Genomic DNA, 13,986 nt, shown 5'->3' with positions numbered 1-13,986 from the left:
CTCTAGCGACGCCCCGGCGGGCTGCCTAGGGGTAAAATCCTGCGTTTGCATATCCCATGGGCCGTAGCATGCTGACCTTGGATTTCCTCCCCGCCGCCGTGGTCTTCGACATGGACGGCCTGATCTTCGACACCGAAACGCTTTACCGCGACGCCATGATGGCCGCCTCCAGCGAGCGCGGCGTGGCCATGCCGATGGATCTGTACCTGCGCCTGATCGGCCTGCACGGCCCGCGGGCCCGCGAGCTGGTGCTTGAGGAACTGGGGCCGGGCACCGACGTCGACGGCTTGTGGGACGCCGCGAACAACCGGTTCGCTGCGATGCTCGACACGCAGCTGGCGGTGAAGGCCGGCGTCCTGGAATTGCTCGACACGCTCGATCGCCTCGGACTGCCTCGGGCCATTGCAACTTCCTCCTCGCATGCTGCGGCCGAGCATCACCTGGCGGCGCATGGGCTCACCGACCGCTTCGACGCCATCGTCGCCGCGGGCGACTACGAGCACGGCAAGCCCGCACCCGATCCCTACCTGCTGGCCGCCAAACGTCTTGGCGTGCCGCCCGATCGCTGCCTGGCGCTGGAGGACTCACACAACGGCGTACGCGCGGCGCTGGCTGCAGGAATGATCACGGTGATGGTGCCGGACCTGCTCGAGCCGGACCTTGATGTGCTCGCCGGCAGCGCGCGCGTGGTTGAAACCCTGCACGATGTGGAGCGCGCGCTCGCCTTGCATGGACACTGACTTGCCGTCCGGTTCACGTGCCGGCGCGGAGCATGGCGGCCACTGCCAGCCACGGAGCATCCGCCATGCCCGAGAAGAAGACCACAGACCGCGCCCGTGCCGACAAGCGCGCTGGGAAGTCCGCCAGTACCCAGGCCGGTGAATACGTCCACGAGGAAATCGAACACATCCGCGAAGGCAAGCATGGTGCCAGTTCGGCCAAGCAGGCCATCGCCATCGGCTTGTCCAAGGCGCGACGCGCCGGCGTCAAGGCGCCGGTGAAGAAAACCGCGAGCAAGGCGACGAAGAAGAAAGCCGTGCAGGACACCGCCGCTTCCCATCGCAAGGGCGCGGCGAAGAAGACTTCGGCCAAGCGGTCGACGGCAACGAAGAAAGCGCTCAAGCGCGAAGGCAGCGCCGCGGCCAGCAAGACGGCGTTGTCGCGCCAGGGCAAGGCCGCTGCGCGCAAGCGACCCGCATCGGCACGGAGCGCCGCTGCGAAGAAGGCTGCGCGTACCAAGGGCCCGGCCGTGCGAAAGGCCGCTGCCAAGAAGGCGGCACGCAAGCGCGCCGCCCGCTAAGCGGTCGTCAACTGGGCTGTGCTGGAGCGGCTGAGAGCTTCTCCAGCAGCTGCATCTGCACATCGCGGGGCGGCTGGGATGCGGTGGCGTGTACATAGGAACCGTCAGCCTGCAGGATCCAGGCGTTGGCGTTGTCGGCCATGTACATGTCCAGTTCCTTCTTCACCCGCTGCTGCAGCTTTTTCCCCTCGATGGGAAAACCGGTTTCCACGCGCCGGTCGAGGTTGCGCTCCATCAGGTCGGCGCTGGCCAGGTACAGCAGGGGTTCTCCGGCGTTGTGGAACCAGTAGGCCCGGCTGTGCTCCAGGAAGCGGCCGACGATGCTGCGTACGCGGATGTTCTGCGAGATGCCGGGCACGCCGGGGCGCAGGCAGCACATGCCGCGCACGATGAGGTCGACCTTCACGCCCGCGATCGAGGCCCGGTAGAGTGCGCGGATGACCTTCGGGTCGGTGATGGCATTGACCTTGATGACGATCTGCGCCGGTGCGCCTGCCGCCGCGCGGCCGGTCTCGGCGGAAATCAGGTCCAGTAGGGTCTTTTTCAGGGTAAACGGCGCGCGCAGCAGGCGCTTCATGCGCAGCACCTTGCCCATGCCGGTGAGTTCGCTGAAGAGCCGGTGGACGTCCTCGCAAAGGGCTTCGTCGGAGGTGAGCAGGCTGTAGTCGGTGTACAGGCGTGCATTGCCGGTGTGGTAATTGCCGGTACCCAGGTGGGCGTAGCGCACCAGCTGGCCGTTCTCGCGGCGCTGCACCAGCATCATCTTGGCGTGGGTCTTCACCCCCACCACGCCATAGATCACGATGGCGCCGGCCGTCTGCAGGCGCGACGCCAGCGACAGGTTCGATTCCTCGTCGAAGCGCGCACGCAGTTCCACCACCGCGGTCACTTCCTTGCCGGCACGTGCCGCTTCCACCAGGGCATCGACGATTTCCGACGTGGCGCCACTGCGGTACAGCGTCTGCTTGATGGTCAGCACCAGCGGATCCTTCGCCGCCTGGCGCAGCAGGTCCACCACGGGGGTGAACGACTCGTAGGGATGCAGCAGCAGGATGTCGTGGGCGGCGATCGCCTGGAAGATGTCCGCGCCGGCGCGCAGCACCTTCGGCAACGAGGGCACGAAGGTCGGGTACTGCAGGCGAGCGAACTCAGGCAGCGCTGCGATGGAGAACAAGCGCGCCAGGTTCACCGGGCCGTTCACCTCGTAAAGTTCATCCGGGCCCAGCGCGAACTGCTTGAGCAGGTAGTCGGTCAGCGGCCGCGGGCAATTGTCGGCCACTTCCAAGCGCACCGCGTCGCCGAAACGGCGCGATGAAAGCTCGCCGCGCAGCGCGCGGGCGAGGTCGTCCACTTCGTCGGCGTCGATGGAGAGGTCGGCATTGCGGGTAAGGCGGAACTGGTAGCAGCCGAGCACCTTCATGCCCGGGAAGAGTTCCTCGGCATGGGCGTGGATGATCGAGGAGAGCAGGATGAAGTTGTCGCCGTCGACGTTGACCTCATCGGGCAACTTGATGATACGCGGCAGGATGCGCGGCGCCGGGACAATGGCCAGGCCCGAATCACGGCCGAAGGCGTCCACGCCTTCCAGCTCGACGATGAAGTTAAGGCTCTTGTTGACCAGGCGTGGGAAGGGGTGGGTGGGATCCAGTCCGATCGGCGTCACCAACGGCGCCACTTCCTGGCGGAAGAAACGGCGCACCCAAAGCTTCTGCTTGTTGGTCCAACTCGCACGGCGGACGATGCGGATCTTGCGCTCAGCCAGGGCCGGCATGATCTGCTCGGTCAAGATGCGGTATTGGCGCTCGATCACCTTGTGCGCCAGTTCGGAAATCTCCGCCAGCGCCCGCTTGGGACTGATGCCGTCGGCGCCGATCAATTCGTGGTCGAAGGCGATCTGCTGCTTCAGGCCCGCCACGCGGATCTCGAAGAACTCGTCCATGTTGCTGGAGAAGATCAGCAGGAACTTCAGCCGTTCGAGCAGCGGCTTGGATTCATCCACAGCCTGTTCGAGCACGCGGATGTTGAACTGCAGTTGCGACAGTTCGCGATGGATGTAGAGCTCGGGAAGGGACAGGTCCACCGGCGCCGCGGGCGCGGGAGCCGCTTCAAGCCCTGACGTGGCTGCCGGTTTTCCCGCCTGTGATGCGGGGGCCTCGTCCGTGTCGGGCGTGGTCTGGGTAGCTGGATTCAAGCGACGCTCCGATCCTTTGGTCACTGATCACCTTAAGGCATGCTGGCTGACGGATTTGTGACACGGCGGGCTGGCTTTCTAGACTAGACCTCTCAGGGCTTTCTTGCCTCTCTCGAATCAAGCCTGGCCTGCCGCCAGTTCAGCAGCGGCGTCACCGTTACCCCGTGCAGCACGATGCTGGCCACCACCACGGTAACGGTCAGGTCCGCGATCCGCCCCGCGGCCGGCTCCTGCAAGCCATGGGTGAGGGCGTAGGCAAGGTAGTTGACGCTACCGATGCCGCGTATCCCCAGCCAGCCGAACAGCAGGCGCCGTGGTCTGGGCGCGCCCGAGCCCATCGTGGCGATCCACACCGCTGCCGGACGGATGACCACGAATAAAGCCAGGGCCAGGCCTAGGCCGACCAGGTCGATCCGCGGCGCCAGCGCTGCGCCGAGAAGGAATACCAGGCCGGCGGCGATCAACCTCTCCACCGTGTCGCCGAAACTGAGCGCGTCGCTTACCACCCACCCCACCGATTCGGCCGGATCGCCTGCGTCCTGGACGTGCCGGCGGTTGGGGTTGACCAACACCTCGGCCGGAGGGTGTTCGTCATCGTCATTTTGCGTGGAGGAGTGGGGGTGGCGTTCCACCACGTACAACTCCGCACGCCGCAAACCCACGCCCGCGGCGAAGGCTGCCAGGAACCCCGACGCCGAGACGGACTGGGCCGCGGCGTAGGAAAGCGCCATCAGGGCGAGAGCGAGGAAATCGCTGGGGGCAATGTCCTTCTGCAAGCTCTTCAGCCGTGCGCCGATGAGACCCACGCACCAGCCGATGGCAAACCCGATGGCGACGCCGGCGAATAGCCCCCACAGCACATCCACCGCAAACCAGCGCGCCCAGGGACTGGCCGAGTTCGGGGCAAGCAGGGCCATGGCCAACAGCAGCACGGGCATGGCGGAACCGTCGTTCAGGCCCGCCTCGCCCGATAGCGACACCCGGAGGTTGTCGTCGTCGCTGGCGTCGTCCACCGAAATCAGGCTGGCCAGAACCGGATCGGTGGGCGCCAGGATGGCGGCCAATGCCAGTGCCAGCGGCCAGGGAAATCCAAGCCAGGCATGGACCAGCCATGCCAGCCCCGCCACCGTCAGCACCATGGCCGGGAAGGCCAGGCGCCAGGCCAGGCGCCAGCCGATATCGCTAAAGGGCAGGCGCAGCTTCAGGCCGGTGATGAACAGCGACGCTACCAGCGCCATCTCGGTGACATGGCCAAGCCAAGTCACATGGCCGGAGATATCGACGCGAACGATGTCCAGCCCCCAGGGTCCGGCGATGATGCCAGCCGCCAGGAACAGCCCGAACGAGGTGATCGGGCCGCGCTGGATCAAGCCCGAGGCAAGCGACATGGCCAGGAGCAGGACGCCAACGGCAGCGGTCCAGCCGAGGAAGTCCATGATGTGGCCCTAATGCAGGATGGTTGGACCGATCTTTCACGTCCGGGGATGAAGCCTAGGCATACGTTCGAAGCTACGCGAGGACCAGCCCATGACACCCCTGGACAAACCACTCAAGCGCGAACTCGCCGTCGGCGACGTCGTCTACACGCTCACCATCGACCCCGGCGGGCTGAAACTCACCGAGAAGGGGCGTCGCAAGGGGGTGGAGCTGGCCTGGAAGGATATCGTCAGCGGCGATGCCGGCCTTGCCGCGGCATTGCAGGCATCCGTGGGCGGGCAGTAAGCCTTTAGCCCGCGAAAACCGGCTCCGGCTCCAGCTGGACGCCGAACCGTGTCGCCACGGCCGCCTGCACCTTTCGCGCAAAGGCCAGCAACTGCGGCCCCGATGCCTTGCCATGGTTCACCAGCACGAGCGCGTGCCGTCCGGAAATGCCCGCGTCACCGTCGCGATGGCCTTTCAGGCCCGCCGCCTCGATCAGCCACGCGGCGGAGAGCTTGGCCGTACCACCGGCATGCGGCCACGCCGGCAGGCCCGGGTGGGCCAGCTGCAACGCCTGTGCCTGTGCGGCACTGACGATCGGATTCTTGAAGAAGCTGCCGGCATTGCCGATGACAGCCGGGTCCGGCAGCTTGCGTGAGCGAAGCCGCACAACGGCCTCGGCAATATGGAAAGGTGCGGGTTTTTCCACGCCCATGGCGGTGAGTTCCTCGCCGATCCCGGCGTAGTCCAGCCGCAGCCGCGGCGTGCGGGGCAGGGCAAAGGTCACCGCGACGATGATCCAGCGATCAGGCTGGTGCTTCATGGTGGAATTGCGATACGAGAACGCACAGGCATGGCGGTCAAGTGTCACGAATGCCTGGGCCTGCCTGTCATAGGCTTCGATGCTGTCGATGAATTCGCCCACTTCCACGCCATAGGCGCCGATATTCTGGATCGGCGCGGCGCCCACGGTGCCCGGGATCATGATCAGGTTTTCGAGCCCCGCATAACCCTTGCCCAGCGACCAGCGTACGAAGTCGTCCCAGCGTTCGCCAGCCGCTACCCGCAACAACACGTGGTCGTCCCGGTCGAACACTTCCACGCCCTGCGTGGCCATCACCAGCACCGTGCCGCGGTAGTCGCCGGTGAACAACACATTGCTGCCTTCGCCCAAGACGAACACCGGTCCTTGCGCGACGGCGGGATAGGCCAGCACCTCCGGGAGCTTCGTCGGATCGCGCACTTCCACCAGCAGGTTGGCGCGGGCATCCACGCGAAGCGTGTTGCGGCCAGCCAGGGTGGCGTTGCTGGCCAGGGCGAATCCGCCAAGGTCGGTCAGCGGCTCGATCATGCCGGGTTCCCCTGGCGGCGGATTTCCTCGACGCATTCGCCGATGAGCGAAGGGCCGCGGTAGACCATCCCAGAATACAACTGGACGAGGCTGGCACCGGCGGCGATCTTCTCCGCCGCCTGGGCGCCTTCGGTGATGCCGCCGACGCCGACGATGGCGATGCGTCCACCCAGGCGCTCATGCATGCCACGAAGGACGGTGGTGGAACTGGTGAAGAGCGGTGCGCCGGAAAGGCCGCCCGCTTCCTGGGCATGCTCGCCATCGATGCCTTCGCGCGATACCGTGGTGTTGGTGCAGATCACGCCGTCGATGCCGCTGGCCAGCAGTACCTCGGCCATGCCGTCGAGTTCGGCGTCGGCAAGGTCCGGAGCGATCTTCAGCAGCATCGGTTTGCGCTTGCCGGTGGAAGCCAGGCGTTCTTGCGTTTCGCGCAGCTCGCCAATGAAACGGCGCAGCGTTTCTTCGTCCTGCAGGTCGCGCAGGCCGCGGGTATTGGGCGAGGAGATATTTACCGTGATGTACGACGCCAGTGGCCATGCCCGCTCGAGGCACAGCCGGTAGTCGTCCACCGCGCGCTCGTTGGGCGTGTCCTTGTTCTTGCCGATATTGATGCCCAGCACGCCGCGGTAAGTGGACTTGCCGACGTTGCGCACCAGCGCATCGATGCCGTCGTTGTTGAAGCCCATGCGGTTGATCACCGCCTCATGCGCGGGCAGGCGGAACATGCGTGGCCGGGGATTGCCTTCCTGGGGGCGCGGCGTGACGGTGCCGATCTCGATGAAGCCGAAGCCCAGCGCACCCAGCGCGTCGATGTGATCGCCGTTCTTGTCCAGGCCCGCGGCCAGGCCCACCGGGTTCGGGAAGTCGATGCCGAAGGCATGCACCGGCAACGGGGCCGGCGGTTGCGCGACGTACTTCATCAGGTTGCTGCGTTCGGCCACGCCCAGCGCATACAAGGTGGCGCGATGCGCGGTTTCAGCGTCCAGGGCGAACAACAGGGGGCGGGCGAAGGAATACATCAGTTCAGGCGATCCGTCCGGCGTAGACGCGGGTGTCGTAGTCGAAATCCACACGGCCATCGGTGGACGTCGTGTCGAAGAGCTTGCGCAATGCCTGGAGCATCGGCGCGTGGGTCGGGGTCCCGGCCTGGGGCACGTAGGAGGACGATAGCAGCCGTCCTTCCAGTGCGCTGTAGTCCAGGCGTTGGCCGTGGGGGAAGCTGGCCTTACCGATCATGCTGTCGCCGAAGTAATCCTGCATGGCATCGTCGTCGGCATAGCGCTCAGCGACGCTGGCGTAGTCCACGCCGTAGTCATGGAGAAGTTTTTCGTAGCCTTCCAGGAACGGCGTACCGGTAAGCCGGCGACTGTTCCAGAACAAGGCGACGAACCCGCCCGGACGCACGATGCGGGCGAACTCCGCTCGCGTGGCATCCGGGTTGAACCAGTGAAAGGCCTGGCCGGCGATCACGCCGTCGACGCTGCGATCGGCGAGCGTGGTTGCTTCGGCACGGCCATCGACGGCCTGGAAGCCCGGCTCATCCCCAAGCCAGGCGACGGCGGCCTCGCGCATCGGCGCGTTCGGTTCCACCGCCACCACGCGGCGGCCGGCGTCGAGCAGCATCTTCGAGGTGATGCCGGTGCCCGCGCCGACGTCGGCGATCAAGGCATCGGGCGCCATGCCGGCGTGTTCGGCAAGCCATTGCGGCAAGGCCGTCGGATAGTCAGGACGAAAGCGAACGTAGTTGGCGACGCGGTCGGAGAAGCGTTCGGTAACGTCGGTCATGATCAGGTTCCTTCAGCCGGTAAGAATCTGGCCGCCATCGACGACGAGGGTCTGTCCGGTGATCCAGCCGGCCAGCGGCGAGGCCAGGAACAGCGCCACGTTGGCGATCTCTTCGGGCTTGCCGAAACGACCGAAGGGGATCTTGGCCAGGGTGCGTGCGTAAAGTTCGGGAGCTTCGCGCTCACGCCGTTCCCAGATGCCATCGGCAAAGGCGATGGAGCCGGGCGCGATAGCGTTGACACGGATTCCGTCGACGGCAAGCGACAGCGCCTGGGAGGTGGTGTACTGCATCACCGCTGCCTTGGCCGCGGCGTACGGCGCACTGTGCGGGCTGGCGTGCAGGGCGGCGATCGACGCGGTGGTGATGATGCACGCTGACGATGCCTTGCGCAGCCAGGGCAGGGCATGGCGGCTGGCGCGTACGGCTGCCATCACATCCACGCCGATGCTTTGCGCCCAGCCGTCTTCGTCATCCGCCATGCCGTACCCGGTGGCGTTGTTGACCAGGATGTCGATGCCACCCATCGCGTGGCCGGCATCGTCGATCCATGCCTTGATCGAGGTATCGCTGGCGAGGTCGGCGGCGTGGGCGTGGATCTTGCCGGGTACTTCCGCCGCCAGTTCGTCCAGTGCGGGCCTGCCGCGGGCACAGACGGAAACCTGCGCGCCCGCGTGGGCAAATGCCAGCACCATGGCCCGGCCGATGCCGCGACTGCCACCGGCCACCGCCACGCGGCGGCCGGTGAAGTCGAGAGCTTCGAACACGGGCGATGTCATCAGAACTCGAACTTGATGCCCTGGGCCAGCGGCAGTGCGTCGGAGTAGTTGATGGTGTTGGTCTGGCGGCGCATGTACACCTTCCAGGCATCGGAACCGGATTCGCGACCGCCGCCGGTTTCCTTCTCGCCACCGAAGGCGCCGCCGATCTCGGCGCCGGAGGTGCCGATGTTGACGTTGGCGATGCCGCAATCGGAACCGCCAGCGGAGAGATACTTCTCGGCGGCTTTGAGATCGCGGGTGAAGATGGCGGACGAAAGCCCCTGGGGCACGGCGTTCTGCAGCGCGACGGCGTCGTCGAGATCCTTGAACGGCATCACGTACAGGATCGGCGCGAAGGTTTCCGCCTGCACGATGTCATCGCTGTTGGAGAGGCCCGTGATGATCGTCGGCAACACGAAGTTACCCTTGCGGTCGGTCAATGCCTTGCCGCCCGTCACCACCTTGCCACCGGCCGCCTTGGCCTTCTCGATGGCGTCCAGATAGGCCTTCACGCCCTCGGGGCTGTTGAGCGGACCCATCAGCGTGGTGGAGAGGGTGGGGTCGCCGATCTTCGATTCGAGCTGGCCGTAGGCGCGGGTCAGCGAAGCGAGCACATCGTCGTGGATCGATTGGTGCACGAACACGCGACGCGTGGAGGTGCAGCGCTGGCCGGCGGTGCCCACGGCGCCGAAAACGATGGCCGGGATCGCAAGCTTAAGGTCCGCGCTTTCGTCCACGATGATGGCGTTGTTGCCGCCCAGTTCCAGCAGGCTGCGGCCCATGCGCTTGGCCACGCGCTCGCCGACCATGCGGCCGACCTTGGTGGAACCGGTAAAGCTCACCAACGGGATGCGGCGGTCGTCGACGAAGGTCTGGGCAAGCTCGGTACCGGCATCGTTGAACAGGAAGAAGATGTCGGGGAAGCCTGCATCGCGCAGGGCTTCGTTGACGATCTTCATCGTGGCGATGGCCGACAGCGGCGTGCGCGGCGACGGCTTCCAGATGGTGATATCACCGCAGATGGCGGCGAGGAACGCATTCCACGCCCACACGGCGACAGGGAAGTTGAAGGCGCTGACCACGCCGACCAGGCCGATCGGGTGCCACTGTTCGTACATGCGGTGGCCCGGGCGCTCCGAATGCATGGTGTAGCCGTAGAGCATGCGGCTCTGGCCCACGGCGAAGTCGGCGATGTCGATCATCTCCTGCACTTCACCGTCGCCTTCGGGCTTGATCTTGCCCATCTCAAGCGCCACCAGCGAGCCTAAGGCGTCCTTGTGCTTGCGCAGGGCTTCGCCACAGATGCGCACCGCTTCGCCGCGACGCGGCGCGGGCGTGGTGCGCCAGATGGCGTAGGCGGCCTGCGCGCGCTCGATGATGGTTTCGTAATCGGCCTTGCCAGTGGCGTGGACGGCAGCGATGACCTCACCGGTGGCAGGGTTCACCGGTTCCAGCTTGCCGGCGTCGGTGGTCTTGGACCATTCGCCCTGGCCCAGGTACGAACCCGATTCCACGGCAGAAAGGGAAAGGGCCTTGAGGATTGCAGCGGACATGACAACTCCTGCGGTTACTTGGGGCAACCCGCATGCAGGCCGCCAAAACCGCGATTCTAGCAAAGCGCGACCTGGAGCCCGCCGCCAGGCCCCCAAGCGGGGTCGGGGTGAATACTCCGACCCCTAACCCGCCCGACCGTTCCGGCCCCAGCCAAGTCATTGGCGGGCCTTGAGTTGTGGCTTATTTCGGGCGCCGGAACTTGTAGATGAACTGGTCCGTATGGCCGCGGATCGCGGGATCGAACACCTTCTTGGTGTGGTCGTCCGCCGGGTTGCGCAGCGCGTCGCTTTCGCCCACGAACTCGAACCCGGCCTCGGCCAGTTCCTTCTTGACGATGGCAGGATCCACGCGGTGCAAGGTGTCGGTGTCGCGAAGGCCGGAGCCCGCCGCCGCCACGTGGTCGACCACCAGGAAGATGCCGCCGGGCTTGAGCGACTTGAACACGGCACGGTCGAGGGCCACAGGATCGACCTTGCCCATGAACACATCCGGATAGTCGTGGTAGTTCTGAACCGTCAGCACCATGTCCACCGGTTCGGGCGTGGAAAAGGCCGCGGCCGGCTGCTCGAGCACGGTGATGTTGCCGTAGCCGGGTGTCGCCGCAAGCTTTTTGCTGTTTTCAGGATCCGGGTGCGATTCCTTGGCGTACTCGTTCGGCCACACCACGAATACGTGGCCCTTGTCACCGACCGCCTTGGACAGGATGCGGGTGAAATAGCCTCCGCCTGGAATCAGGTCCACGACCTTGTCGCCAGGCTTCACCCCGGAAAACGCAAGCATCGGGCCCGGTTTGCGCCGGGCATCGTCCTTGGTGTCGGCGGCCCGTGCCGGGTCGGCAAGCGCTGAGGCGAGGTAGGGTTTGATGTCCGAAGCCGCGGTGAGGCGTGAAACGCACAGGGCAGCGATAACGAAACCGGTCGACCACAAGGCGCGCATGATGAGTCCCTCGCATGGATGGACGCCCGGCCTAAGGAACCAAGGTCGCATCGACATCGGGGTCGGGCGTATCCTGATCGTTGCAGCAAACGCAGCCTCCAGGCATGTGCCGGAACGGCTAAGCGGCGCCGTCTTCAGGCACTCGCCTTCCGTCGCCAGGGCCCTGTCGGGTATCCTTGCCGCCTCGCGGCCCCGTGGCACAATTGGATAGCGCGCACCCCTCCTAAGGGTGAGGTTGTGGGTTCGAACCCCGCCGGGGCCACCACTTCTCTCTCATCACGTCGCAGCACGCGCCTTGGCGATGGCGTCCACCAGTTCCGACCGGTCGAAGGGCTTGCGCAGGAAGATCACGTCGTCGGGCACCGGCGGAAGCTCCTGGCGGGAGCGCGAGGAGATGACGATCACCGGCAGGTCCGCGCGATGCGCCCGGGCAAGATGGAGCAAGCGCCCCCCGGCGCGCTCATCGGCGACGTCGGCATGGGCGATCAGGAGGGTCAGCGCGGGCATCGTCTGGAACAGACGCCTGGCCTCGCGGAAGCTGGTGGCCGATTCGCTGCGATAACCCATCATTTCCAGCGCCATGGCGACGGTTTCCGCCACCATTGAGGAACGATCGACGACCAGGGCGCAGGGGGCGGGCTTCATGGAGGGAAGCATACGCAAGAATTCCCGTCGCCGGGGTTTCAGCGACGGGAATTTGAGGGCCTGGGCGGTTACTGCTTGACCTGCGTCACCGGCAGGTCGATGAAACTGGCCGTGCCCGGGGCGGTATAAACCCGCTGGGTGGCCTTCTGGTAGTCCGCAGGCTTGGCGAAGAAGATATTCGGCACGTAGGTTTGCGGGTTGCGGTCGTACAGCGGGAACAGGCTCGACTGCACCTGAACCATGATCCGGTGGCCCGGCTGGAACACGTGGTTGGTGGTGGGCAGGGCGAATTTGTACAGAAGCGGCTGATTGGCCGCGATCGGCTTGGGATCGGAGAAGCTCTCGCGATACCGGCCACGGAAGATATCCAGCGATACCGGTAGTTCGTAGCCGCTCATCTCCGGCGTGCCTGCCACGGTGTCGGGATAGACGTCGATCAACTTGACCACCCAGTCGCTATCGGTACCGCTGGTGGAGGCGTAAAGGTTCACTTCCGGCACGCCGCTGATGCGCAGCGGCTCGGTCAGCGCCTCGGTGGTGAAGCTCAGCACATCCGGCCGGCCGTCCACGAAACGCTGGTCGTGCACCAGCCAGGTGGTCCACGACTTGCGGTCGGAGAACTTGATCGGGCGTGGCAGGTACGGCACGGGCTTGGCCGGGTCCGAGACATATTCCTCATAGCCTGGGCCGCCGGCTGCTGGTGCTCCGAACGAGAGCTTCTCGCCCGGCGCCAGGTACAGCGGCTTCGACTTCGAAGCACAGCCGGCATCGCACGACAGTGGCCACTTCTTGAAATGATCCCAGTGGTTCTCGCCGGTGTTGTAGATCGTCACCGGGCTGATGTCGGCCTTGGGTGCACCATCGAGCAGGTACTGGTCGAAGAAGGGCTTCAAGATGTCGTGGCGGTACTGCTGCGCGGTGTCGCCGTTCCATAGCAGGGGGCCGAGGCTGAATCCGTCGCCGTTGATCTGGCTGTGCCGCCAGGGGCCCATCACCAGGTAGTTGAGGTTGTTGTTCTTGTCGTGCGGTTCGATCGCCTGGTAGCTGTGGATCGCGCCCCACATGTCTTCCTGGTCCCACAGGCCCTGTTCCCACAGCGTGGGAATCGTAGGCTTGATCGAGGCCATCACCTTGTCCAGGGCCTGGCCCTGCCAATAGGCGTCGTAGCTTGGGTGTTCGGACAACTTCTTCCAGTAGGGGAGGCTGTCGATGCCCGATTGCCGCGCATAGTCGCCGGCCGATCCTGCGCGCAGGAAATTGATGTAGTCATCGTTGCCGCTGCGCGGCGCCTCCGTGCCCTTGCCGCGCGCGGTGGTCTGCCCTGCGATGTAGTCGACGTTGGGCTGGCGGAAGGCGCCGTAATGGAACCAGTCATCGCCCATCCAGCCATCGACCATTGGGCTTTGCGGCGCGGCCACTTTAAGCGCCGGATGCGGGTTCACCAGTGCCATCACCACGGTAAAGCCTTCGTAGGAAGACCCCACCATGCCGACCTTGCCGTTGTTGCCCTTGACGTTCTTCACCAGCCAGTCAATGGTGTCGTAGGCATCGGTGGAGTGGTCGACCTCGCTGGAGTTCAGCGGCCCGCGCAGCGGGCGGGTCATCACGTAATCACCTTCCGAGCCGTACTTGCCACGGATGTCCTGGTACACGCGGATATAGCCGGACTTGACGAAATCCTCGTCCGACAGCGGTAGCTCGTTGATCATCGTATCGGAGGCTTCGGTGCGCTCGGCGCGCATGCTGGCGTTGTACGGCGTTCGTGTGAGCACGATCGGCGCGTGGGTGGCGCCCTTGGGCACCACGATCACCGTGTGCAGCTTCACGCCGTCACGCATCGGGATCATCACTTCGGTCTTGGTGTAATCCTGGTTGGCGGTGGGCGCGTTCCACTTTGCGGCGGGAATATCCGGCGTCAGGGGGGCGGTCTGGGCCTGGGCCAGGGATCCGGTCACGGCGGAAGCGATAAGCGCGGCAAGCAGCAGGCGACGCGGGGTCATGGGCGGTCCACGGGATATGAGGGAGTCCTCGAATGTAAGCCCCTGC

The 13,986-nt window shown here is 65.4% G+C and carries 13 protein-coding genes and 1 tRNA gene; 4 read left to right on the top strand and 10 right to left on the bottom strand.

The window, feature by feature from the left end:
- The first annotated feature begins 68 nt into the window (after positions 1–68).
- On the top strand, positions 69–740 hold the full coding sequence (locus tag NDK18_RS11075; RefSeq protein WP_250627811.1) for an HAD family hydrolase: 672 nt from the start codon (positions 69–71) through the stop codon (positions 738–740).
- A gap of 65 nt (positions 741–805) precedes the next feature.
- A complete protein-coding gene (locus NDK18_RS11070) occupies positions 806–1,300 on the top strand; it encodes a DUF6496 domain-containing protein (protein WP_250627810.1) in 495 nt (164 codons plus the stop codon).
- A gap of 7 nt (positions 1,301–1,307) precedes the next feature.
- Here NDK18_RS11070 and ppk1 read toward each other — a convergent pair whose 3' ends face one another.
- A complete protein-coding gene (gene ppk1, locus NDK18_RS11065; RefSeq protein ID WP_250627809.1) occupies positions 1,308–3,491 on the bottom strand; it encodes a polyphosphate kinase 1 in 2,184 nt (727 codons plus the stop codon).
- Positions 3,492–3,583: 92 nt separating this feature from the next.
- Positions 3,584–4,927 (bottom strand): cation:proton antiporter, encoded by a 1,344-nt coding sequence (locus tag NDK18_RS11060; protein WP_250627808.1) that lies wholly within the window; start codon positions 4,925–4,927, stop codon positions 3,584–3,586.
- A gap of 91 nt (positions 4,928–5,018) precedes the next feature.
- Between NDK18_RS11060 and NDK18_RS11055 the strand changes: the two genes are divergently transcribed.
- Positions 5,019–5,213: a hypothetical protein gene (locus NDK18_RS11055; protein ID WP_250627807.1), complete on the top strand. Its 195-nt coding sequence runs from the start codon at positions 5,019–5,021 to the stop codon at positions 5,211–5,213.
- A gap of 4 nt (positions 5,214–5,217) precedes the next feature.
- On the opposite strand, the gene murB is transcribed toward NDK18_RS11055, so the two are convergent.
- The 6 genes from murB to NDK18_RS11025 form a co-directional block, all read right to left on the bottom strand.
- On the bottom strand, positions 5,218–6,261 hold the full coding sequence (gene murB, locus NDK18_RS11050) for a UDP-N-acetylmuramate dehydrogenase (RefSeq protein WP_250627806.1): 1,044 nt from the start codon (positions 6,259–6,261) through the stop codon (positions 5,218–5,220).
- Positions 6,258–7,280: a quinone-dependent dihydroorotate dehydrogenase gene (locus tag NDK18_RS11045; protein ID WP_250627805.1), complete on the bottom strand. Its 1,023-nt coding sequence runs from the start codon at positions 7,278–7,280 to the stop codon at positions 6,258–6,260. Before NDK18_RS11045 ends, murB begins: the two co-directional genes overlap by 4 nt.
- A 4-nt stretch (positions 7,281–7,284) precedes the next feature.
- Positions 7,285–8,046: a class I SAM-dependent methyltransferase gene (locus tag NDK18_RS11040; protein WP_250623590.1), complete on the bottom strand. Its 762-nt coding sequence runs from the start codon at positions 8,044–8,046 to the stop codon at positions 7,285–7,287.
- A gap of 12 nt (positions 8,047–8,058) precedes the next feature.
- Positions 8,059–8,823 carry an SDR family NAD(P)-dependent oxidoreductase gene (locus tag NDK18_RS11035; RefSeq protein ID WP_250627804.1) on the bottom strand — a complete coding sequence of 255 codons (765 nt, stop codon included), beginning with the start codon at positions 8,821–8,823 and terminating at the stop codon, positions 8,059–8,061.
- Positions 8,823–10,358, bottom strand: coding sequence for an L-piperidine-6-carboxylate dehydrogenase (gene amaB / locus NDK18_RS11030; RefSeq protein ID WP_250623588.1), 1,536 nt, complete (start codon positions 10,356–10,358; stop codon positions 8,823–8,825). The genes NDK18_RS11035 and amaB overlap by 1 nt, the downstream gene beginning before the upstream one ends.
- 181 nt (positions 10,359–10,539) lie before the next feature.
- Positions 10,540–11,295 carry a class I SAM-dependent methyltransferase gene (locus NDK18_RS11025; RefSeq protein ID WP_250623587.1) on the bottom strand — a complete coding sequence of 252 codons (756 nt, stop codon included), beginning with the start codon at positions 11,293–11,295 and terminating at the stop codon, positions 10,540–10,542.
- Positions 11,296–11,483: 188 nt separating this feature from the next.
- Here NDK18_RS11025 and NDK18_RS11020 point away from each other — a divergent pair.
- Positions 11,484–11,560: transfer RNA gene (locus NDK18_RS11020), tRNA-Arg, on the top strand.
- An 11-nt stretch (positions 11,561–11,571) separates the two neighbouring features.
- Here the strand turns inward: NDK18_RS11020 and NDK18_RS11015 are convergent.
- Together NDK18_RS11015 and NDK18_RS11010 are read right to left on the bottom strand one after the other, a co-directional pair.
- On the bottom strand, positions 11,572–11,952 hold the full coding sequence (locus tag NDK18_RS11015) for a DNA-binding transcriptional response regulator (protein ID WP_250623586.1): 381 nt from the start codon (positions 11,950–11,952) through the stop codon (positions 11,572–11,574).
- A 56-nt stretch (positions 11,953–12,008) separates the two neighbouring features.
- Positions 12,009–13,940, bottom strand: a complete 1,932-nt coding sequence (locus tag NDK18_RS11010) for a CocE/NonD family hydrolase (protein WP_250623584.1) — start codon at positions 13,938–13,940, stop codon at positions 12,009–12,011.
- Positions 13,941–13,986 lie beyond the last annotated feature (46 nt).

The sequence above is a fragment of the Pinirhizobacter soli genome (assembly GCF_015905305.1).
GTDB lineage: Bacteria > Pseudomonadota > Gammaproteobacteria > Xanthomonadales > Rhodanobacteraceae > Pinirhizobacter > Pinirhizobacter soli.
The sequence above is the reverse complement of the archived record's forward strand: the minus strand, read 5'-3'. Positions and strand labels throughout refer to the sequence as shown.

What these genes read in the sequence shown, in the direction of transcription:
- NDK18_RS11015 (WP_250623586.1), bottom strand. Translation starts at nt 11,952, where the DNA reads ATGCTTCCCTCCATGAAGCCCGCCCCCTGCGCCCTGGTCGTCGATCGT.
- NDK18_RS11075 (WP_250627811.1), top strand. Translation starts at nt 69, where the DNA reads ATGCTGACCTTGGATTTCCTCCCCGCCGCCGTGGTCTTCGACATGGAC.
- NDK18_RS11055 (WP_250627807.1), top strand. Translation starts at nt 5,019, where the DNA reads ATGACACCCCTGGACAAACCACTCAAGCGCGAACTCGCCGTCGGCGAC.
- NDK18_RS11040 (WP_250623590.1), bottom strand. Translation starts at nt 8,046, where the DNA reads ATGACCGACGTTACCGAACGCTTCTCCGACCGCGTCGCCAACTACGTT.
- murB (WP_250627806.1), bottom strand. Translation starts at nt 6,261, where the DNA reads ATGATCGAGCCGCTGACCGACCTTGGCGGATTCGCCCTGGCCAGCAAC.
- NDK18_RS11060 (WP_250627808.1), bottom strand. Translation starts at nt 4,927, where the DNA reads ATGGACTTCCTCGGCTGGACCGCTGCCGTTGGCGTCCTGCTCCTGGCC.
- NDK18_RS11035 (WP_250627804.1), bottom strand. Translation starts at nt 8,823, where the DNA reads ATGACATCGCCCGTGTTCGAAGCTCTCGACTTCACCGGCCGCCGCGTG.
- NDK18_RS11010 (WP_250623584.1), bottom strand. Translation starts at nt 13,940, where the DNA reads ATGACCCCGCGTCGCCTGCTGCTTGCCGCGCTTATCGCTTCCGCCGTG.
- NDK18_RS11045 (WP_250627805.1), bottom strand. Translation starts at nt 7,280, where the DNA reads ATGTATTCCTTCGCCCGCCCCCTGTTGTTCGCCCTGGACGCTGAAACC.
- NDK18_RS11070 (WP_250627810.1), top strand. Translation starts at nt 806, where the DNA reads ATGCCCGAGAAGAAGACCACAGACCGCGCCCGTGCCGACAAGCGCGCT.
- NDK18_RS11025 (WP_250623587.1), bottom strand. Translation starts at nt 11,295, where the DNA reads ATGCGCGCCTTGTGGTCGACCGGTTTCGTTATCGCTGCCCTGTGCGTT.
- amaB (WP_250623588.1), bottom strand. Translation starts at nt 10,358, where the DNA reads ATGTCCGCTGCAATCCTCAAGGCCCTTTCCCTTTCTGCCGTGGAATCG.